This window comes from Myxococcus stipitatus DSM 14675, assembly GCF_000331735.1.
Lineage (GTDB): Bacteria > Myxococcota > Myxococcia > Myxococcales > Myxococcaceae > Myxococcus > Myxococcus stipitatus.
Genome location: NC_020126.1, coordinates 886953 through 904639 on the forward strand (window position 1 = coordinate 886953; position 17687 = coordinate 904639).

Consider the following 17687-nt stretch of genomic DNA (forward strand, 5'->3'; position numbering starts at 1 on the left):
TATGGTCCCTTCCGCCACGATTCCCACATCCAGGCAAAGCGGACAGGCAGCGGTGGAAGCGGCGTTGACGCTCCCGCTGGTGGTGTTCCTGGTGTTGGGGACGCTGCAGCTCTTCATGATGTTGCAGGCGCGCATCCTGGCCCAGGTGGCGGTGTACCGGGCGGTGCGGGCGGGCAGCCTCAACCACGGTGACTGCCTGCCGATGATGCACGCGGCGATGGTGACGATGCTGCCATCGGTGGTGCGCACGGACAGCTCCGCGGCGCTGGCGGACGCGTTCCGGCTGCGGCGGGACAACCAGTACCGGGTGATGAGCTCCTACGGGAACGTCTTCATGGGGCCGCTGGTGGAGATCGTCCGCGACTCGCCGGACCCCGCGTGGGTGAGGGGGCTGGCGGGGGACGAGGACCTGCTCTTCGACCAGCCGTCGAACCAGGACGCGGTGCTGGACACGCGCACCCTCGAGATACGCATGGTGGCCTGGTACTACATGCGCATCCCCTTCGCGAACTGGGTGATGAGCCGGATGTTCCTGGCCCACTTCGGTCTGCGCTCGTACACGGCCACCAATCCGCTGATGCCGGCGCAGAAGCGCTCGGACTGGTGGAACGACGAGCCCGTGCCCCTGGGGCCGGATGACTGGCCGGGCGGGGCGCTGGATGACCGCATGGTGGCGTGGAGCGCGGCGGGGCACTTCGTCTTCCCCATCCAGGTCCACGCGGCGATGCGGATGATGACGCCGGTGATGGCCGAGAACTTCCAGCGAGGCGCCGAATGTCCCGTCAACGGCTTCTGAGTCCCTCGCGAGGGCAGGCGCTGGTCATCTTCGCGCTGACGCTGCTGTTGTTGGCGTTGATGGTGCTGATGACGCTGGGCTTCGGCATGCGCGCGAAGGAGCGCGTGGAAATCCAGATGGCCGCGGACGCGGCGGCCTACAGCCAGGCCGTGGCGACGGCGCGGACCTTCAACGCGATTTCGGTGATGAACCGCGCGCAGGTGGCCCACATGGTGGCCATGGCCGGCACGCAGGCGCTCATCAGCCGCAGCAGCCAGGTCTACGCGGCCCACATGGTCTGCACGCCCGCCTTCACGCCCGCGCAGTGGGGCCTGGGGGATGGCGCCGCCGCGACGCAGGTGAAGGAGCTGCAAGGGCGCGCGGGCAGCCTCTACCGGGCGGGGTTGAACCTCTACGCTCATCTGCTGCGCGAGCACATCGCGGACCAGCGGCTGGCGTACCGCATCGCGCGGGGCGCCAATCCGGAGCTGCTGGCGACGCCCGAGGGTGCGGCGAAGAGCTTCATGGAGCTCAACGGCGACAACGACGTGCCCAACCATGAGGACTTGATGAACGCCGTGCGGCGCGGCGGCGTGGCGTGTGGCGCGGGCGCGGTGTGCGCGGTGGGGGGCAGCACGTCCGCGCACCTCAACGCGACGATGGGGAGCCTGGGGTGGACGTGGGTCCACAACCGGGCCACGGGCAGCGCGGGGTTCGGCACGGGAGGCGCGGCCCGGTCCACGGCCTTCCGTCGCTACGGCGCGGCGGCGGAGATGGACCCTTCGACGTACAACACGGTGTCCGGCCGCAACGCCACGGGGCATGACCACGCCACGGTGGTGGTGCCCACGCGGTGCACGAATCCGCCGCCCATTCCGGTGCCGGTGACGGATGCGTGGGTGATGTCCGACGAGCAGCAGACGCCGGAGGACCAGCACGTCTACGGCGTGCGCTTGCCGCCGGGCCAGGCGCCCGAGGATGGCGAGCCGCTCTACGAGCGCCACACGTTGGGCGCGTGTGTGTCGTGCCCGGGCATCTGGCCGTTCGCCATGGGCTACAACGTGGACGAGCTGCGGCGGGGGCAGGCCAACCACTACGGGCAGCCGAAGCTGTACACCGTCTTGCATCGCGATTACGGCAGTGACGCGCGCCGCAGGAGCCCGGACCCGTGGAATCTCTTCTTCCGCTTCCCGTTCTCGGCGGAGAACACGACGGAGTTCGACTTGTCGATTCCGCTGGGCCGCTCGCGTCCCACGGGTCGCGAGGGGATTCAGCGCAACCAGGTGGCGCTGTCCGCGGGCATCATCTACTACCACCGGCCTCGCGCGGCGGGGCAGGGCGGGGGTTGGCGCGAGCCGCCCAACTTCTTGAATCCCTTCTGGCGCGCGACGCTGGTGAGTCCGGAGGGCTCCATCGACGACAAGCCCGCGGCGAGCCTGGAGGCGGCGGGCTTCACGGAGCATGGCCAGGTGCTGCGCGCGCTGGAGCAGGTGGGCTATCGCGGCGGCAGCCGGCGGGGAGCGGGGTACTGACATGCGCTCGAGGACCGCACGAGGCCAGTCGCTGGTGGAGACCGCGCTGGGGTTGATGGTGTTCATCACCATCCTCCTGTTCGGCATCTACTTCGCGGAGGTGGGCGCGCTGACGTTGAAGGTGCAGGAGGCCGCCAACTTCGCGCTGTGGGATGCGACGGGCCGCGTGGTGCATGACCCGGAGGTGCAGGAGTGGCAGCGCACGTCGGCGGTGACGGGTGCGCTGGCGGAGGCGAACGGGCGCTACGTGGACTTCGACGGGCGCGCTCGGGTGGATGGGCGGGGTGGGGTGGAGATTCAGCAGGCGATTGCGCGCGCGCGGCCCATCCGGGTGGAGTGTGAGCCGGAGCTTCCCAACGGCGTGCCCACGCTGGGGCCGGAGCATGCGGGAGGGCCGCTCGCGGCGATGTCGGTCCAGTCGCCGGGGATGCGGTGCACGGCGTCCACGCAGCTGCGCGCCGAGCGCATCGGCCGCTTCATGGAGCCGGACACCTTCCGGACCTCGCATCGCCTGGCGGGCGCGGCCTTCCGGCTGTGCGCGGCGGGGCGTGCGACGAACGGCGTGTGTGAGGGGCGCTTTGGTTTGTTCCTGGATGACTGGGGCTTGTCGACGGTGGCGGAGGGTCGGGCCTGTGCGCTGAGCATGAACACCGGGGCGGTCTGCGCCAATCGCGACTACTACCTGTGGGCGGAGCGGGTGTACCGGACGAATGGCGGCGGCGGCGGCGCGGGCTCCGCGCTGGCGGCGCTGGTGGGGGCGGAGTCGGTCCCGGAGGACCAGTTCTTCATGAGCTTCCGGGGCGAGGAGGACCGCTACCAGGAGAACATCGGCCCGACGCACGCGGGAGGACAGTCGGTCTGGGAGACGACGCCGTTTCGCGCGTCGAACCTGTCGCGCACGTATGACGTGCCCCGGGAGAACCGGTGGCTCGGTGGGGTGAGGGTGCGATGAAGCGCGGGAGTGCCGCGTGGGGGCTGGGCTGTGCGGTGTTGTTGGCCGTGCCCGGCGTCGCGCTCGCACAATCAAAGCCCGTGGGCGCTGCCGAAGGTGCTCGTCCGAGTGCCCCGGCGAAGCCCCCCTCCGCGCCCAAGTCGAAGGCCGGCGCTCCCAACAAGCCCCCGGCGCGGACGGAAGCGCCGAGCGCACCGCGCTTCGTGTGGCCCTCGCTGCGAGTCCTCGAGCAGGTGGACGCGAGCGAGGTGGTGGAAGCCGGCGGCGTCCCCGTGGTCCTCCGCGCGGTCGTGGTGAAGGACAGCGTGCAGGACCTGGTGCAGCGCTTCGCGGATGCCTTCCGCGCGGGAGGACTGCACGTCCCGCCCGGCAACGAGCAACCCCAGCTCGCCAGCGGCGCGGCCATGCTCACCGCCGTCGACATGTACAGAGGGCTGACCTTCACCGTCATCCTCCAGCCGCAGGATGGCGGCGTCACCCTCGTCTACCTGGGCGAGGCCAATCACACACTCCGCCGGGAGCCGAGCGCCGAAGGTGACGTCGCGACACTCCCTCCCGGCGCGCACCAGGTCTTGCGCGTGAATGACGAGGGCTCGCGGACGATGTCCTTCCTCGCCCCCATGTCCGCGAGCGAAGTGGACGCGTTCTACGCCCAGGTCCTCGGCCGCGAGGGCTGGCGCCGCGCCGAAGGTGATGCCTCCAGCTACACCCGCGCGAGCGAGGAACTGCGCGTCATGCACGAGCCCGCGGAAGGAGGACTGCGCTCGGTGGTCCTCATCCTCCGAGGCCGTGCTCGCGCCGCGCAGGGCTCCTCGGTGCCCTGAGCACGCCCCGCCGTCAGCGCGGGCTCGCATGCGCATGCAGCGCCACCGCGTTGCCCTCCGTGTCCTGGAACACGGCGAACGAACCCATCGGCCCCACCGACGTCTTCTCCACCAGCACCTTGCCGCCCGCCTTCGCGACGCGCCCCAGGGCCCCGTCCAAGTCCGCCCCCGCGTCCAGGAACACCCGGCTGCCCTCCAGCGAGGGCTTCGCGTACGGCGCCTGTACGAGCGCCCCCGTCACGTCTCCCTCCTGCTTCCGGGTGAAGACGGCGATGCGCGTGCCGTGGAAGTCCTCCACCTTGAGGGTGGTGCTCAGCACGCTCTCGTAGAAGCGCGTCGCACGCGCCAGATCCACGACGGGAATCTCGAACCAGTTCACTCGGTGGGCCATGACCTGTCTCCTGTTCGGCGTTCATCGCCGAGGGACACCATCCTGGCCCTTCCACCTGTCAGCCTTGTGTCAGGTTTGTCTTTCGAGGCTCAGGCGCGCAGCTTCTCGCGCAGCGCCTTGGCGCGGCCCTGCATGTCCGGGTCCATGCTGGTCAGCTCCACCGACTTCAGGCGCTGGTCCAGGCTCTGGGGCTTCTTCTGCAGCTTGCCCTCGTCGGCGAGCACCTCCAGCCGGGCCAGGGCCTTGTCGACGATGCGCTCGCGCGGATGGTCCAGCAGGCTGTCGAGGAAGTAGGCGTCCTCGGGCAGCTCCGGATACTTCTCCAGGTAGTCCACCACGGCCTTCACCCAGTCGGCGCGGGACTCGGACTCCGTCACCTTCTGCATGGCCTGCTTCTGGGCCTTGCGCTTGCCCTCGGGGTCGAACGTCTTCGCGAGGCCCTCGGGGAGCTCGCCGCCGGTGAAGAGTGCGTCCGCCGCGGCCTTGTACTTCTGGTAGCTCGCGCTGCGCTCGATCTTCTGCTGCGCGGGGTCATCCTGCCGCGAGTGGTACTTGCTGCCCTTGGCGCGCCCCGCGTCGATTTCGCGCCACGACTTGTTGCGCTTCCCGGAGAAGCCGCCGCCGTTGTCGTCCTTGTCCTTCGCCATCCTTCATCTCCCCTTGCGTGCGCTCCAGAGCGCCGCGAGTCCGCGTTGGACGAGGGCGCGCACCGCCTCCAGCTCCTGTGCTTCCAGGGGCTGCTCCTCGTCCTGCTCCGCCTCGAAGAGCACCTCGTCCACGTACGTTCGCAGGGACTCGGGCATGGGTGGAGCCGTCGTGTCCGCCACCAGCGCCGCCGAGCGCACCGAAGCGACTCCCGGCGGCCAACCCAGCTCCAGCATGGCGTACAGCTCGAAGAGCAGGTGGCGGGCGACCCCATATCCTTCGTCCGTGAGCCCAGCGCCGTCAAGCTCGCCCAGCAAGGTGTCCTGCCGGTTCTCGAAGGAGTGTGACAGCCGCGTGCGCGCCTTCTCGTCGTCCTCCAGGTAACGCCAGGCCGCCTCGACGAATTCGCCGGTGGGCTCGCCCGGGTGGAAGGCCGGGGGCGCTACGGGCTTCACCTTCTTGGGCCGGGGCGGCCGGGGCCCGTCGTCCAGGCGCACCGTCTGCCCCGTCTCCACGCAATCCCAGAGGCCGAGCAGGTTCTGGTACAGCCGCCGGGCGATGTCCGGCGAGGGAAAGCGCGGCTCACCGTCGAACAGCGAGGGAATGACGTCCGTGTGCGGGCGGCCCTGGCCGTGGGCCTCCTGCATGCGGGCGAGCACCTGGGCGCTGTCCAGCGTGCTGCCGGACAGCTCCAGCAATCCATCGAGTGTCGGCGCGCCCTCGAACTGGCGCTGGAAGTCGTCGCTGTCTCGGTTCTTGGAGCGGCTCATGGCGGCGGGACGCTTACCCCGGCGGGCAGCCGAGCGCACGCGGCATCAGTGCTCCCGAGGCCACTCGCCCATGAGCGCGTCCTGTTCCTCCTTGGGGTTGGACGTCCATTCGAAGTCCTCGGGGACATGGCCGCCGCCGTGCTGGCGCTCGCCATCCCAGCTCACCTGTCCCATGAGAAAGCGCTCATCGGGCTCTTCCGTCACTTCGCCTCGGTTGGCGGGGACGGTGAAGGGGGTGTCCAAGGGTTTGTCGGGGATGATGACGGCCATGGCGCGACCTCCGCGAGAGGCGCGTCCCGGCGTGCCTCACCGGATGTCCGTTGGCGCACGTGCCCGCGTGGGCCTCCCGTTCAACGTGGAACCTGGGCAGGCGGCGTCCCGCGCGGGAGCGGTGGGAAGCGGGCGGACGGGGGCACGGCCGTCTTCCGTTTCCCCGTCTTCGCACCTAGTCTCGGACGCCTGATGTCTGAGTCCTCGCCAGAGACGTTGAAGACCGCGGTGCAGGCCCTCTCCCGCGTGCACGCGGTGGAGGGCCCGCCGGGTGAGAACGGACTGCGCACCGTCTGGCACATGGGCACGGATGGCGCGGAGCTGATGTCCCAGGTGGACGCCGAAGGCCGGGTGCGGCGCCAGGAATTGACGCTGCTGGAGGACCACTACATGTGGGCCAGCGGCGAGGGCGTGCGCACCGGCCGCGTGGAGTCCGACGGCGAGCGCGCCCGGCCCGCGGCCTCCGTGGTGAAGGAGGACCCGCAGCTGGTCCCGCACCGGCTGGTGCGGGCGGCGCAAGCCCTGGGCACGTACACGGGACAGGACCGCTACATCCTCCACATGCAGCGCGTGCTGGCGCTGGCCCGCGAGGGCCTGGAGATGGCGGGCGCGGGAGTCATCGCGCGCGACACGCACCGTCCCCCGTCCGAGCCCACGCTGCCCTCGCTCGAGACGACGGCGCCCACGACGCCTTCCGTGGTGGAGCCCGTCGAGGCGCCCCTGCCCCAGTACCAGTACGGCAAGCCTCACCCGGAGGAGGTGACGCCTCCGGTGTCGCGCGGCTCCGAGGGACTGGTGATGCTCGCCGTGTTCGGCGTGGGCGTGGTGGTGGGCCTCCTCCTGCTCATCTGGCTGCTCTGAGCGGGAGCGACGTCCAGGCCCAGCAGCCGCAGCATGTCCAGGGTGGTGGGCACCGCGTCCTGGTCTCGCGGCAGGGCCAGGTTCGTGTTGCCGGCGATGGACTGCACCGGGTGCAGGTCCATGATGAGCAACGCCACCACGGCGGCCGCGGGCACCAGCTTGGGCATCCAGCGCGGCGCGGGGCGTGACACGTCCCAGCGCAGGCCCCGGACCAACAGCATGAGGCCCAGCACCACCAGCACGGAGGTGCACAGCCAGCGCACGTCACGCAGCGACGCCGCCGCCTCCATGCCGGAGACGACCCACTCCTGACGCTTCGCCACGGGCACCTGGCCCAGGCGGGTGAGCATCAGCAGGAAGTGCCGGGCCTCCAGTGCACCCGCGGCCGCCACCGACGCCAGCGCCGCCGTCACGCCACTGGCCAGCAACAGCCCCTGCGCCCGCCGGGGCCCGAAGATGGCGTCCTCACACGAGCGCCCGAAGCGCGCCAGGAGCAGCCCCAGGGACAGCCCCAACAGCAGCGCCGCGCTCGTCCACGCGCCCAGGAGCCGCGGCGCCATGGCCTCGCCCGTGCGCGCGGCGACCACCAGCGCCGTGTCCTGCGTGGACAGCCGCGTGAGCCCCGCCATCGCGCGGCCCACCAGCACCTCCGTGCCCAGCAGCCCCACCATCCACGGCAGCGTGGCCATGCCCAGCATCACCGCCAGCGGCACGCGGCGACCCATGCCCGTGCCCGCGAGCGCCAACGCCAGCAGCGGCAGCTCCACCAGCAGCGCGATGGCCACCACCGCGGCGAACGGACCCGCCGCGTCCACCGTTCCCGCAAGCGCCTCCGGACCGTGCATCAGGGGTGCGAGTGTGAAGCACCACAAGAACACGGTGATGGGCACGGTGGAGGCCACCGACAGCCCTGGAGCGAAACGGAGTCGCAGAGGAACAAGCATTCCACGACAGGCTAGTCTCTCCGGGTAATTCTTGGAATTCAGACTGGGGGACGACCGACCAGCCAGTACACGACGCTGGAGAGCGTGCCGACGATGGGCGACACGAGCACACCCAGGAGGTAGAGCCTGGGACACCCACCTTCGGCGCAGCCGATTCGGCTGTAGGCGAGTGCTCCACCCAACAGCAGCGGGACGTGCATTCCCACCAGGAACACGCCCACGCCGCGCAGGACGAGTCCTCGGTACCAGGTGCGTGTCCACAACCGGAAGACGACCGGGAGCAGAACGAGCGTTCCGGTGGCCGCCGCGGCGAGCGTCGGTTGCCGGGCCGACACGGCCACGCACGCGAGGGCCGCGAGCGCGAGTGCGGGCACCAACAGCAACGCGGTGAAGGACAGGGGCTCCCGAAGACGCATGATGCGAGGAGGGACGCTCGCAGAGCCGCCCCGTCGAGGCAAGCGCGTGCCCGGACGGGGTTCTTCCGGAGACGTTTCACCCGACTACGCCGCGACGGAACCTTCTCCCAGCAGACGTGTGTAGCGTCCACGCAACGCGAGCAGCTCCGCGTGCGTGCCCGCTTCCACCACCCGGCCCTCCTCCACGACGGCAATCAGGTCCGCGTCGCGCACGGTGGACAGCCGGTGGGCAATCACCAGCACGGTGCGCCCGCGCATGAGGCTCTCCAGCCCCGCGCCCACCGCCGCCTCGCTGGCCGCGTCCAGCGCGCTGGTGGGCTCATCCAGCAGCAGCACGGACGGCTTGCACAGGAACGCGCGCGCCAGCGCCAGCCGCTGCCGCTGCCCGCCCGACAGCCGGCTGCCTCGCTCGCCCACGGACTCGTCCAACCCCTGGGGCAGCGAGCGCACGAAGTCCTCCGCGTGCGCCAGCGCGAGCGCCTCCCACAGCTCCGCGTCCGTGGCCTCCGGACGGCCCAGCCGCAGGTTGTGGCGCACCGTCCCGGAGAACAGCACGGGCTCTTGCGGCACCCACGCGACCTGGGCGCGCACGCTTGACGGCTTGAGCGACGACAGCGGCTCGCCGTCCCACAGCACGCGGCCACCCGACGCGGGCAGGAAGCCCAGCAGCACGGAGAACAGCGTCGTCTTCCCCGCGCCCGAAGGGCCCACCACCGCCACGCGCTTGCCCGCGGGCACGACCAGGTCCACGCCGCGCAGCGCCTCGCGTCCGTCCTGATACGTGGCCTTGAGGCCCTCCAGCACCAGCGCCTGCGACAGCGGCCGCGCCGTGTCTCCGGTGTCGGGAGGCGAGGGCTCGTCCGCGATGGCGAACAGCCGCTCCGCCGCCGCCAGCCCCGTGAGCACCTGCGACAGCGTGCCGCTCAGCGACTTCACCGGCTGGTACAGCAGCATCGCCGCGGCCAGGAAGGACAGCAGCCGCCCGGCGAGCTCGGGGTCCGCGGACACGGCGCGCGCGCCCCAGGCCACCGCCATCGCCACGCCCGCGATGCCCATCAGCTCCACCGTGGGGCTCACCGCGCCGCGCAGGAACAGCGAGCGGCGCATCTCCCCCATATACTTGTCCGCCTCCGCGTCGAAGCTCTCGAGCGCCCGAGGCTGTCCGCCAAAGGCCTGCACCACGGGCAGGTTCTGCAACTGCTCGGCCGTCAGCGACGTCAGCGCGCCCAGGCTCTGCAGCGAGCGCGCGGCCACCTTCTTCAGGGAGCGGGCGAAGCGGTTGATGGGCAGGACGGTGACGGGCACCACGATGAACGTGAAGAGGAAGAGCTTCGCGTCGATGAGGAAGCACGTCGCCAGCAGGGCCAGCGCCTGCAGCCCGTCCTTCACGTACGAGGACAGCGCCTGCGTGATGGAGAACTCCACCAGCGGCACGTCCGACGTGAAGCGCGCGAGCAGCTCTCCGGAGTGGCGCCGCTCGAAGAACGCGGGGGGCTGGCCCAGCAGCCGTCCGTACAGGAAGCCGCGCAGGTCCGCCATGACGCGCTGGCCCAGCCGCTGCATGAGTCCGCCCTGGAGGAACTGGGCCAGGGCCTTGGTCAGCGCGAGCGCGACGACGACCAGCGGCAGCTTCCGCAGCAGCTCATCGCCCGGCAGCGACACGCCCGCCACGGTGACGGGCTGGTTCGTGAGCACCGCGCGCAGGAGCGGGCCCACCACCCAGGCATACGCGGAGGTGGCCGCCGCGGCGACCAGTGACGCGCCGACTCCCGCCGCGAGCAGCGGGCGGTAGGGGCGCAGGTAGCCGAGGAGCCGGCGATAGACTTGTGCGGAGGGACGAGGACGAGGAGCCACTGTTTGGCGGCGGACTCTGTCACCGAGTCGCCGGCACGTCCAAGTCCAGAGGTGTGGGGCCCGCCGAGCCTTGCTGCTCGCCCTGCCACCGGCCGTGCGCGGCAAGCAGGCCGGTTCCGTTGCCCCCCTCCGTCGCTGCGGACAGGTTCAGGGGAGCCATGGACACCAATAACGAAAAAGAGGTCCTTTTCAATCCGGGCTGTGAGCCGGTCGTTGAAGACGAGGAGCGCCGTCGGCTCCTGTGGCTCATGGCCGAGTACTTCCGCACCATCGGGTACACGGACATCAAGGCGCGGCTCCCGGGTTTCATGCCGCCCCCCATCCTGTCGGGCACCATCGAGGACCATCGGCCCGACTTCACCTGCCGCCAGTCGGACTCGGCACGCACGCCCATCATCCTCGAGATTGTCACTCCTGGCATGGTGGAGGAGCCCACCGCGGAGAACCGCTGGAGCCTGCTGGCCAGCGCCGCCAAGCTCTACAACGCGGAGCTGCACTTCGTGGTGCCCAAGTGGGCCGCCAATGGCCCCGTGGACCCCGCGCTCAAACGCCGGTTGGCCCGCATGGAGCTGACCGCCAACCGCGTGTGGACCGTCTAGGCCCCAGGGGCCTGCCTCACGCCTCCCCAAAGCCCTCGAGCCGCCCGGTGGCCTCCCAGGTCCCCGGGCGGCCTTCGTTCTTCCCCCGCGGATTGCTGGCGCGTTCCGCTGCGTTATAGTGACTCAGAGTTTTTGTCTGCGTCAAAAAGTCCAGCAATTTCCAGGGGTTGAAGCGAATGCCAGCGGCGGCGGGTCAGAAGCGCGACTACTACGAGATTTTGGGGGTCACCAAGACCGTCTCCGCGCAGGAGCTCAAGAGCGCGTTTCGCAAGGTGGCGCTGCAGTACCACCCGGACCGGAACCCGGGGAACAACGAGGCGGAGGAGAAGTTCAAGGAAGCCTCGGAAGCCTACGAAGTGCTGAGCGACCCTGACCGGCGGGCGAAGTACGACCGCTTCGGGCACGCGGGTAATCCGTTCGATGGGTTTGGTGGCGCCGGGGGCGGGTTCCAGGGCGTCAACATCAACGACATCTTCGGCGAGATTTTCGGCGACATCTTCGGCGGTGGCCGAGGGGGACGCCGCACCAGCTCGCGCGGCGCGGACCTGCGCTACAACCTGGAGATCACCTTCGAGGAAGCCGCCTTCGGCAGCCGTCCCAAGGTGACGATTCCCCGGCCCAAGAAGTGCGAGACGTGCAGCGGCTCCGGCAGCAAGAGCGGCGCGGGTCCTCGGGCGTGCGGCACGTGCGGCGGCAGCGGTGAGCTGCGCTACACGCAGGGCTTCTTCGCGGTGTCGCGGCCCTGTGGGGATTGCAGTGGCTCCGGCTCCGTGGTTCCGGACCCGTGCACCCGCTGCAAGGGCTCCGGGAAGACGCCGTCGGAGGAGGTCATCGAGGTGGCCATCCCCGGAGGCGTGGACAACGGCACGCGCGTGCGGCTGTCCGGCATGGGCGAGCCTGGAGACCGGGGCGGTCCTCCCGGAGACCTCTACGTCACCGTCATCGTCAAGGAGCACCCGCTCTTCCAGCGCGAGGAGTACGAGGTCTTCTGCGAGGTGCCCATCTCCTTCACGCACGCGGCGCTGGGCGCGAAGATCGACGTCCCCACGCTCGACGGGAAGGTGAAGATGACCATCCCCCCGGGCACGCAGTCCGGGAAGGTGTTCCGCCTGAAGAGCAAGGGCATCCCCCACCTGCACAGCCAGCAGCGCGGAGACCAGCACGTGCGCGTGGTGGTGGAGACGCCCACGGAGCTGTCCTCCAAGCAGCGGGAGCTCCTGGAGAAGCTCGCGGAGCTGTCCGGCGAGGAGTCCCATCCTCAGTCCAAGAGCTTCTTCGCCAAGGTGAAGGAGCTGTTCGGTTGAAGCCGGGCTGAAGTCCCTGGCCGCCTGCCCGCTCCCACTCGGGGGGGCGGGCCCGGGGTGGCCAGGCGGTGGTCGTGGCCTGGAGACCACACGCGCGTGGTCCAGGCGCCACGGTTGCGTGAGGTAGTGGACGTCTCTCCGGTGGTGAGGGGTCGGGCACGCGAGGTGCACTGGGGGTGGGGTTCCTCTCGGAATCTTCCCCTGCTCCGTTGTCGACGGAGGCGCGTCGCCGCTGCTATGCACCCCACTGCCATGGAAGTCCTGCCCACCTTGCGCCGCTCGCTCCTCGTCGCGCTGGCCCTGCTGCTGACCGCCTGTCCCCGTCCCTCGCGCATCCCCGCTGGAGGGACGACGGGGGAGGATGTCCCCACGGGTGACCCGTTCCCCAAGCGGCCCGCCGTGGAGGCCCGGAAGGACGCCTCCGCGGACGCGGCGCTCGCCGAGGCCCGGCGCACGGCCCAGTCCTCGCCCGACAAGAAGAAGGCCGCGGAGGCCTACCTGTCGGTGCGCAAGACGTACCCCGCCACGACGGCGGGCCAGGACGCCCTGTACCAGGCCGGTGTCCTCTTCTTCGAGTCGAGGGACTACGCCAACGCGCGCAAGTCCTTCAACGAGCTGCTCTTCGAGAACCCCCTGTACGGCAAGGCCGACGACGCCAAGCGCAAGCTGGCGCTGGCCGCCATGGAAGTGGGGGCGTACCGCGACGCGTACCAGACGCTGTCCAGCCTGGCCGAGCACGCCGAGGGCGCGGAGCGTGAGCAGCTCCTGCGCGACGCCGCGCGGGCCGCCGAGGGCGCGGGCCTGTATGGCCAGTCGCTGACGATGGCGGTGGAGGAGGCGGGCAAGGCGCGCACGGAGGCGGAGCGCGAGGCGGCGGTGGCTCGGGTGGAGGCGCTGGTGGAGGGGCGCGCGGACTTCGTGGACATCGCCCGCGTGGCGGAGGGGCTGCCCCCGTCCAACCCCGCGTGGCCGGTGCTCACCTTCAAGCTGGCGCGCGTCTACTACCACCTGCGGGAGTGGACGCGGCTGGAGGAGACGCTGAACCGCTTCCTCGCGGAGGCGCCCCAGAGTCCGTTCGCGCCCCAGGCGCGGGAGCTGCTGGCGCGGGCGACGCGGCGGGTGGAGGCGAAGCCGAAGACGGTGGGGGTGCTGCTGCCCATGACGGGCCGCTACCAGCCCATCGGCGAGGCGGTGCTGCGCGGCATCCAGCTGGGGTTGGAGGGCAGCGACATCGAGCTGGTGGTGAAGGACACGCAGGGCGACGTCAACAAGACGGGCCAGGCGATGGAGCAGCTCGCGTTCGACGACGGCGCCATCGCGGTGCTGGGGCCGCTGCTCGGGGATGACTCCAAGCGCGCGGCGCTGGTGGCCGAGGAGCTCCAGGTTCCGCTGCTCACGATGACGCGCCAGGAGGGTGTCACGGAGCTGGGCTCGTACGTGTTCCGCAACATGCTGACGAACGCGGCGCAGGCGGACGCCATCGCGGACTACGCCATCAACGTGAAGGGCTACAAGCGCTTCGCCCTGCTGTACCCGAACATCCCGTACGGCGTGGAGCTGGCGGACTCGTTCTGGGACCAGGTCGTGGAGCGCGGCGGCATGGTGCGCGGCGCGGAGCGCTACTCGCATGACCAGACGACCTTCACCACCGAGGCGAAGAAGCTGGTGGGCCGCTACTACCTGGAGGACCGCGGCGACTACGTGGAGGGCGTGCGCGACCTGCAGGGGGAGAACCTGGACGCGTTCCGCCGCCGCAAGGCGCTGGAGAAGGTGAAGAGCAACGTCGAGCCCATCGTCGACTTCGACGCCATCTTCATGCCGGATGACTGGCGGCGGGTGAGCCTGGTGGCCCCGGCGCTGGCGGTGGAGGACATCGTCACCAACGCGTGTGACCCGCGCGACCTGGAGCGCATCCGCAAGACGACGGGCAAGAAGGAGCTGAAGACGGTGACGCTCTTCGGCGCCAACCAGTGGAGCAGCCCGAAGGGGCGCTCGGGGTTGCCGGAGCTGATTGAGCGCGGCGGCAAGTTCGTCACCTGCTCGGTGTACGTGGATGGCTTCTTCGTGGACTCGCAGCGGCCGGCCACGCGCAACTTCGTGCGCAAGTATCGCGAGTCGTACAAGCAGGAGACGGGCAAGGACCCGGGGCTGTTGGAGGCCATCGGCTACGACTCCGGGCGCATGCTGCGCCAGCTCGTGGACAAGAAGGAGGGGGCGCCTCGCACGCGCGCGCAGATGCGTGAGTCGCTGGCCAACCTGAAGGACTTCGATGGCGCCACGGGGCGCACCTCGTTCAACGAGAAGCGCGAGGCGGTGAAGCAGCTGTTCCTGCTCTCCATCGACAACAAGGGCGTCACCGAAATCAACGTGGACCAGGAGCGCGAGAAGGCCGCCACGGGAGGCTCCGGTTCATGAAGTGGGGGACGGGAGTGCTGGCGGCGACGCTGCTGGCGATGGGGAGCGGGTGCGCGCATCAGTCCGCGGGGCTTTCCGCGGAGACCCAGACGCGGCTCACCCAGACGCAGGGCGCCTATCTCACGGGCGCGACGGCGGGGTTGGGTCGGGCGTCCGTGCTCAACAAGACGGACTTCATCTGGGGCCTGGACTTCTCGCCCCGGCAGCGGCGCGTGGCGTACACGCGGCTGGGCTCGCGCTCGTACTTCCTCTCCATATGGTCGCTGGAGTCACCGCCGCGCCTGCTCGCGGACCCGACCATCAACCCGTACGAGTTCGACGTGGAGGGCGTGGCCTTCTCTCCGGACGGAAGTCTGGTCGCCACCGCGAGCCGCGACGGCGCGGTGCGGGTGTTCGACGCGGCGACGGGGGAGGCGCGGGGCGTGCGCATCACCGAGGAGCCGCTCTCCGTGGTGGCCTTCCACCCCGAGGGCCGGTGGCTGGTGGTGGGCAGTGTGAAGGGGCTCATCACCGTGCTGGCGGTGGACGGGCTCGTCCATGCGTCCGAGGAGCGCGGGCATGAGGGGCCGGTGAGCGCGCTGGCCTTCGCGCCGGACGGCACGCTGTATTCGGGCGGCTGGGACAAGCACGTGCGCGCGTGGGATGCGCGGATGGAGGCGGTGTCCTCGCATGAGGCGCGCACGCGCTTCGAGCGCGCGAGTGGCTCCGCGGTGGTGTCGGGTTCGGTGAATGGCAAGGCCATGGGGAGCTTCGCGCTGGATGCGCGGGTGCCCGCCATCGTCGTCACCAGCGAGGTGGCCACGGCCGCGGGCATCGACGTGGCCTCGCTGAAGGAGACGGTGGATGTGCCGGGCGCGCTGGGGACCACCCAGGCCCGGCTCGCGCGAGGCCAGTTCCTGCGCTTCAAGTCGCTGGTGGTGCGCGACGTGGACGTGGCGGTGTGCGACGCGTGTGTTCCGCAGGGGCTGCGCGGGGTGCTGGGCGCGCCGTTCTCGCAGCGGGTGAGCGTGGCCTTCGATGAGGTGCACAAGGAGGTCCGCCTCACGCTGACGTCGGGGGCTCCCGAGGGCTCCGCGCCAGTGGAGACGCTGGTGCTGGCGGCCCGCTCGGACTTCACGTTCCCCGCGTACGTCAGCGACGTCACCGTGGACGCGCGCGGCCAGCGGCTGGGCGTGGGGCTCTCCGAGCAGAAGCCGGAGCGGGACCGCGCCGTCTACGAGCGCGAGCGCCAGGGCTTCGAGGAGCCTCAGGGCCCCTTCAACGCGGGCGCGGTGGTGGACGCCGCGACGGGGAAGGTGCTGCACAAGTGGCCGGTGCACCGAGGCGTGGTGTCCACCGCGGCCATCTCTCCGGACGGCCGCTCGCTCATCTCCGGGGGCTGGGACAAGCAGGTGCACCTCTTCACGGAGGGCGAGTCCTCCGCGCGAGGCACCCACTCCTTCGACTGGGCCGTGCGCCGCGTGCGCTTCAGCCCGGAGGGCCGCTGGGTGGGTGTGGCGGCGTGGACCCCGCAGGTGGCCAGCAGCTCCGGGGAGAGCGACCCGTCCGCGGTGCTGCTCGACGTGCGCTACGCGGAAGGGGCCACCGTGGTGGCGCCCGGTGCCGCGGCCGCTCAGTAGTTGAAGAAGATGTGCTCGCGGGGGACTCCGCGCTCCTTCAGGGCGTCCAGGACTCCCCGCACCATGTCCGGCTGCCCGCAGACGAAGGCGCGGGCGTTCTGCACGGACTCCTCGCCCAGGTGGGCCTGCACGTAACCGGTGAGGCCCTGCCACCCGCTGGCGCCGGGCCGGCTGACGGTGCGCACCACCTGGATGTCGCCGCCCTCCCACGCATGCAGCTCGCCCTGGTACGCGAAGGCGGTGGGGGTGCGCGCGCCGAAGTAGAGCTTCACCCGGCCGAAGGTGTCCCGCTCGCGGCGCACGCTGGCGATGAGGGGGCGGATGGCGGAGATGCCGGAGCCGGTGGCGAAGAGCAGCACGTCATGGCCTCGTGCTCGCTCGAGCGGGAAGCCTGTTCCCTCAGGGGCGGTGACCTGGACCTTGGCGCCCAGGGGCAGCCGGATGAGGGCATCGGGCAGGGGGCTGCCGTCCTTGAGGAGGAACTCCCACCGGGTGCCGTGAGGTTCGGGCGCGGAGGCGATGGCGAAGAGGCTCGCCTGAAGCCCGGGCAGGCTCAGGCGGACGTACTGGCCGGGGTGGAGGTGGGTCCCCTCGAGCGGGGTGCCCTGGATGTCGAGCACGAGGTCGGTGAGCCCATCGGCTGCGGGAGAGCGAGCTGTGACAACGCCGGAATGCCAGTCGGGCATGGTGAGGACGGTTTTAACCCGTGTGCCGGGAGCGTGCTGCCCCTGGTAGCCTGTGGGGGTGAAGAGTCTTCTTTGGATAATCCTGTTCGTGCTCGGCCTGGCCGGCGTGCTCATTCCGCTGACGTATCTCTATACGGCGAGCAAGCTGCCCCAGTTGGAGAGTGAGTTCGACGTCGAGAAGCTGCTCAAGCACAGCATCGAGGGCGAGCGGATGAGTCTCCGCGCCGGGCAATCCGAGCGCAACCCCCGCCCCGTCACCTTCAACCGGCCGGACTTCTCGCGGCTCCCGAAGGACCTGGTGGCGCTGTACATCCGCCACATGGACTGTCCTCGGTACTTCCAGACGCCGCGCGAGGACGGGACGGCGTGGGCCTGGCGCCTGTTCGTGGGCGCGACGGTGGGGTCGTCTCCTCCGGGAGAGGGCGCCTGTGAGCGGCTGCTCGCCATGCGCATCGCGGAGGGCCTGGGCATCAAGGGCAACCTCCAGCTCACCGTGGCCGCGCACCGGCTGCACGCCTTCATGCAGAAGGACCAGCTCGTCGCGTACGACATGGCCATCCTCTACTTCGAGCGCGGCGTCGTGGGCGTCGAGGACGCGGCCTTCACGCTCTTCAAGAAGGAGCTCAACGAGCTTCAGCTCCCGGAGCTGGCGGAGCTCCAGCTCGCGCTGCCGCCGTTCTACCGGTACTGGGACATCCGCCAGTGCAAGAACCCCACGGTGCTGCGGCAGGACCGGGACACGCTGCTGGCGGACCTCGCGGGCTGGAAGCTCGTGAGCGAGGACCGGGCGCGCAACGCGACGTCGCAGCGGCTGGGCTGCCTGGAGTAGG

General features: G+C 70.4%; 18 protein-coding genes. 10 read left to right on the forward strand and 8 right to left on the reverse strand.

The genetic code is table 11. The features are described 5' to 3' along the window. The first annotated feature begins 1 nt into the window (after position 1). From MYSTI_RS03550 to MYSTI_RS03565, 4 genes are read left to right on the forward strand one after another with little or no spacing between them, the layout of a single operon-like run. Positions 2 to 796: a TadE/TadG family type IV pilus assembly protein gene (locus MYSTI_RS03550; protein ID WP_015346327.1), complete on the forward strand. Its 795-nt coding sequence runs from the start codon at positions 2 to 4 to the stop codon at positions 794 to 796. Further along, positions 775 to 2307, forward strand: coding sequence for a hypothetical protein (locus MYSTI_RS03555; protein WP_015346328.1), 1533 nt, complete (start codon positions 775 to 777; stop codon positions 2305 to 2307). Before MYSTI_RS03550 ends, MYSTI_RS03555 begins: the two co-directional genes overlap by 22 nt. A 1-nt stretch (position 2308) precedes the next feature. After that, complete coding sequence (locus MYSTI_RS03560; protein ID WP_015346329.1) at positions 2309 to 3259, forward strand: hypothetical protein; 951 nt, start codon at positions 2309 to 2311, stop codon at positions 3257 to 3259. Then, the gene (locus tag MYSTI_RS03565; RefSeq protein WP_015346330.1) at positions 3256 to 4083 is read left to right on the forward strand and encodes a hypothetical protein; all 828 of its coding nucleotides are present in this window, start codon (positions 3256 to 3258) and stop codon (positions 4081 to 4083) included. Before MYSTI_RS03560 ends, MYSTI_RS03565 begins: the two co-directional genes overlap by 4 nt. A 13-nt stretch (positions 4084 to 4096) precedes the next feature. Here MYSTI_RS03565 and MYSTI_RS03570 read toward each other — a convergent pair whose 3' ends face one another. The 4 genes from MYSTI_RS03570 to MYSTI_RS03585 form a co-directional block, all read right to left on the reverse strand. Further along, entirely contained in the window at positions 4097 to 4474 is a 378-nt protein-coding gene (locus MYSTI_RS03570) for a VOC family protein (protein ID WP_015346331.1), read from the reverse strand. A gap of 89 nt (positions 4475 to 4563) precedes the next feature. Next, complete coding sequence (locus tag MYSTI_RS03575) at positions 4564 to 5121, reverse strand: hypothetical protein (RefSeq protein ID WP_015346332.1); 558 nt, start codon at positions 5119 to 5121, stop codon at positions 4564 to 4566. A 3-nt stretch (positions 5122 to 5124) separates the two neighbouring features. Then, positions 5125 to 5889 (reverse strand): hypothetical protein, encoded by a 765-nt coding sequence (locus MYSTI_RS03580; RefSeq protein ID WP_015346333.1) that lies wholly within the window; start codon positions 5887 to 5889, stop codon positions 5125 to 5127. A gap of 45 nt (positions 5890 to 5934) precedes the next feature. Further along, positions 5935 to 6159 carry a hypothetical protein gene (locus MYSTI_RS03585; protein ID WP_015346334.1) on the reverse strand — a complete coding sequence of 75 codons (225 nt, stop codon included), beginning with the start codon at positions 6157 to 6159 and terminating at the stop codon, positions 5935 to 5937. A 192-nt stretch (positions 6160 to 6351) separates the two neighbouring features. Here MYSTI_RS03585 and MYSTI_RS42840 point away from each other — a divergent pair, with 192 nt between their 5' ends. After that, positions 6352 to 7020 carry a hypothetical protein gene (locus MYSTI_RS42840; RefSeq protein ID WP_015346335.1) on the forward strand — a complete coding sequence of 223 codons (669 nt, stop codon included), beginning with the start codon at positions 6352 to 6354 and terminating at the stop codon, positions 7018 to 7020. On the opposite strand, the gene MYSTI_RS03590 is transcribed toward MYSTI_RS42840, so the two are convergent. The 3 genes from MYSTI_RS03590 to MYSTI_RS03600 form a co-directional block, all read right to left on the reverse strand. Continuing rightward, a complete protein-coding gene (locus MYSTI_RS03590) occupies positions 6906 to 7964 on the reverse strand; it encodes a hypothetical protein (RefSeq protein WP_015346336.1) in 1059 nt (352 codons plus the stop codon). The genes MYSTI_RS42840 and MYSTI_RS03590 overlap by 115 nt on opposite strands. A gap of 38 nt (positions 7965 to 8002) precedes the next feature. Beyond that, positions 8003 to 8380, reverse strand: a complete 378-nt coding sequence (locus MYSTI_RS03595; RefSeq protein WP_015346337.1) for a hypothetical protein — start codon at positions 8378 to 8380, stop codon at positions 8003 to 8005. A gap of 84 nt (positions 8381 to 8464) precedes the next feature. Continuing rightward, complete coding sequence (locus MYSTI_RS03600) at positions 8465 to 10234, reverse strand: ABC transporter ATP-binding protein (protein ID WP_015346338.1); 1770 nt, start codon at positions 10232 to 10234, stop codon at positions 8465 to 8467. A 158-nt stretch (positions 10235 to 10392) separates the two neighbouring features. Between MYSTI_RS03600 and MYSTI_RS03605 the strand changes: the two genes are divergently transcribed. From MYSTI_RS03605 to MYSTI_RS03620, 4 genes are all read left to right on the forward strand, one after another. After that, positions 10393 to 10833 (forward strand): hypothetical protein, encoded by a 441-nt coding sequence (locus MYSTI_RS03605; RefSeq protein WP_015346339.1) that lies wholly within the window; start codon positions 10393 to 10395, stop codon positions 10831 to 10833. 176 nt (positions 10834 to 11009) lie between these two features. Further along, positions 11010 to 12137 (forward strand): molecular chaperone DnaJ, encoded by a 1128-nt coding sequence (dnaJ, locus tag MYSTI_RS03610; protein ID WP_015346340.1) that lies wholly within the window; start codon positions 11010 to 11012, stop codon positions 12135 to 12137. A gap of 252 nt (positions 12138 to 12389) precedes the next feature. Beyond that, positions 12390 to 14552, forward strand: a complete 2163-nt coding sequence (locus MYSTI_RS03615; protein ID WP_015346341.1) for a penicillin-binding protein activator — start codon at positions 12390 to 12392, stop codon at positions 14550 to 14552. After that, on the forward strand, positions 14549 to 16171 hold the full coding sequence (locus tag MYSTI_RS03620) for a WD40 repeat domain-containing protein (RefSeq protein WP_015346342.1): 1623 nt from the start codon (positions 14549 to 14551) through the stop codon (positions 16169 to 16171). Before MYSTI_RS03615 ends, MYSTI_RS03620 begins: the two co-directional genes overlap by 4 nt. On the opposite strand, the gene MYSTI_RS03625 is transcribed toward MYSTI_RS03620, so the two are convergent. Then, entirely contained in the window at positions 16165 to 16857 is a 693-nt protein-coding gene (locus MYSTI_RS03625; protein ID WP_015346343.1) for a ferredoxin reductase domain-containing protein, read from the reverse strand. The two genes, MYSTI_RS03620 and MYSTI_RS03625, sit on opposite strands and share 7 nt — an antisense overlap. A 58-nt stretch (positions 16858 to 16915) precedes the next feature. Between MYSTI_RS03625 and MYSTI_RS03630 the strand changes: the two genes are divergently transcribed. Then, positions 16916 to 17686 (forward strand): transglycosylase domain-containing protein, encoded by a 771-nt coding sequence (locus MYSTI_RS03630; RefSeq protein WP_044282880.1) that lies wholly within the window; start codon positions 16916 to 16918, stop codon positions 17684 to 17686. The last annotated feature ends 1 nt before the right edge of the window (position 17687 follow it).

Bases quoted from the DNA above. Each gene is read 5' to 3' on its own strand.
- MYSTI_RS03575 (WP_015346332.1), bottom strand. From the start codon at position 5,121: ATGGCGAAGGACAAGGACGACAACGGCGGCGGCTTCTCCGGGAAGCGC.
- MYSTI_RS03555 (WP_015346328.1), top strand. From the start codon at position 775: ATGTCCCGTCAACGGCTTCTGAGTCCCTCGCGAGGGCAGGCGCTGGTC.
- MYSTI_RS03595 (WP_015346337.1), bottom strand. From the start codon at position 8,380: ATGCGTCTTCGGGAGCCCCTGTCCTTCACCGCGTTGCTGTTGGTGCCC.
- dnaJ (WP_015346340.1), top strand. From the start codon at position 11,010: ATGCCAGCGGCGGCGGGTCAGAAGCGCGACTACTACGAGATTTTGGGG.
- MYSTI_RS03565 (WP_015346330.1), top strand. From the start codon at position 3,256: ATGAAGCGCGGGAGTGCCGCGTGGGGGCTGGGCTGTGCGGTGTTGTTG.
- MYSTI_RS03590 (WP_015346336.1), bottom strand. From the start codon at position 7,964: ATGCTTGTTCCTCTGCGACTCCGTTTCGCTCCAGGGCTGTCGGTGGCC.
- MYSTI_RS42840 (WP_015346335.1), top strand. From the start codon at position 6,352: ATGTCTGAGTCCTCGCCAGAGACGTTGAAGACCGCGGTGCAGGCCCTC.
- MYSTI_RS03615 (WP_015346341.1), top strand. From the start codon at position 12,390: ATGGAAGTCCTGCCCACCTTGCGCCGCTCGCTCCTCGTCGCGCTGGCC.
- MYSTI_RS03620 (WP_015346342.1), top strand. From the start codon at position 14,549: ATGAAGTGGGGGACGGGAGTGCTGGCGGCGACGCTGCTGGCGATGGGG.
- MYSTI_RS03605 (WP_015346339.1), top strand. From the start codon at position 10,393: ATGGACACCAATAACGAAAAAGAGGTCCTTTTCAATCCGGGCTGTGAG.
- MYSTI_RS03570 (WP_015346331.1), bottom strand. From the start codon at position 4,474: ATGGCCCACCGAGTGAACTGGTTCGAGATTCCCGTCGTGGATCTGGCG.
- MYSTI_RS03625 (WP_015346343.1), bottom strand. From the start codon at position 16,857: ATGCCCGACTGGCATTCCGGCGTTGTCACAGCTCGCTCTCCCGCAGCC.
- MYSTI_RS03550 (WP_015346327.1), top strand. From the start codon at position 2: ATGGTCCCTTCCGCCACGATTCCCACATCCAGGCAAAGCGGACAGGCA.
- MYSTI_RS03585 (WP_015346334.1), bottom strand. From the start codon at position 6,159: ATGGCCGTCATCATCCCCGACAAACCCTTGGACACCCCCTTCACCGTC.
- MYSTI_RS03580 (WP_015346333.1), bottom strand. From the start codon at position 5,889: ATGAGCCGCTCCAAGAACCGAGACAGCGACGACTTCCAGCGCCAGTTC.
- MYSTI_RS03560 (WP_015346329.1), top strand. From the start codon at position 2,309: ATGCGCTCGAGGACCGCACGAGGCCAGTCGCTGGTGGAGACCGCGCTG.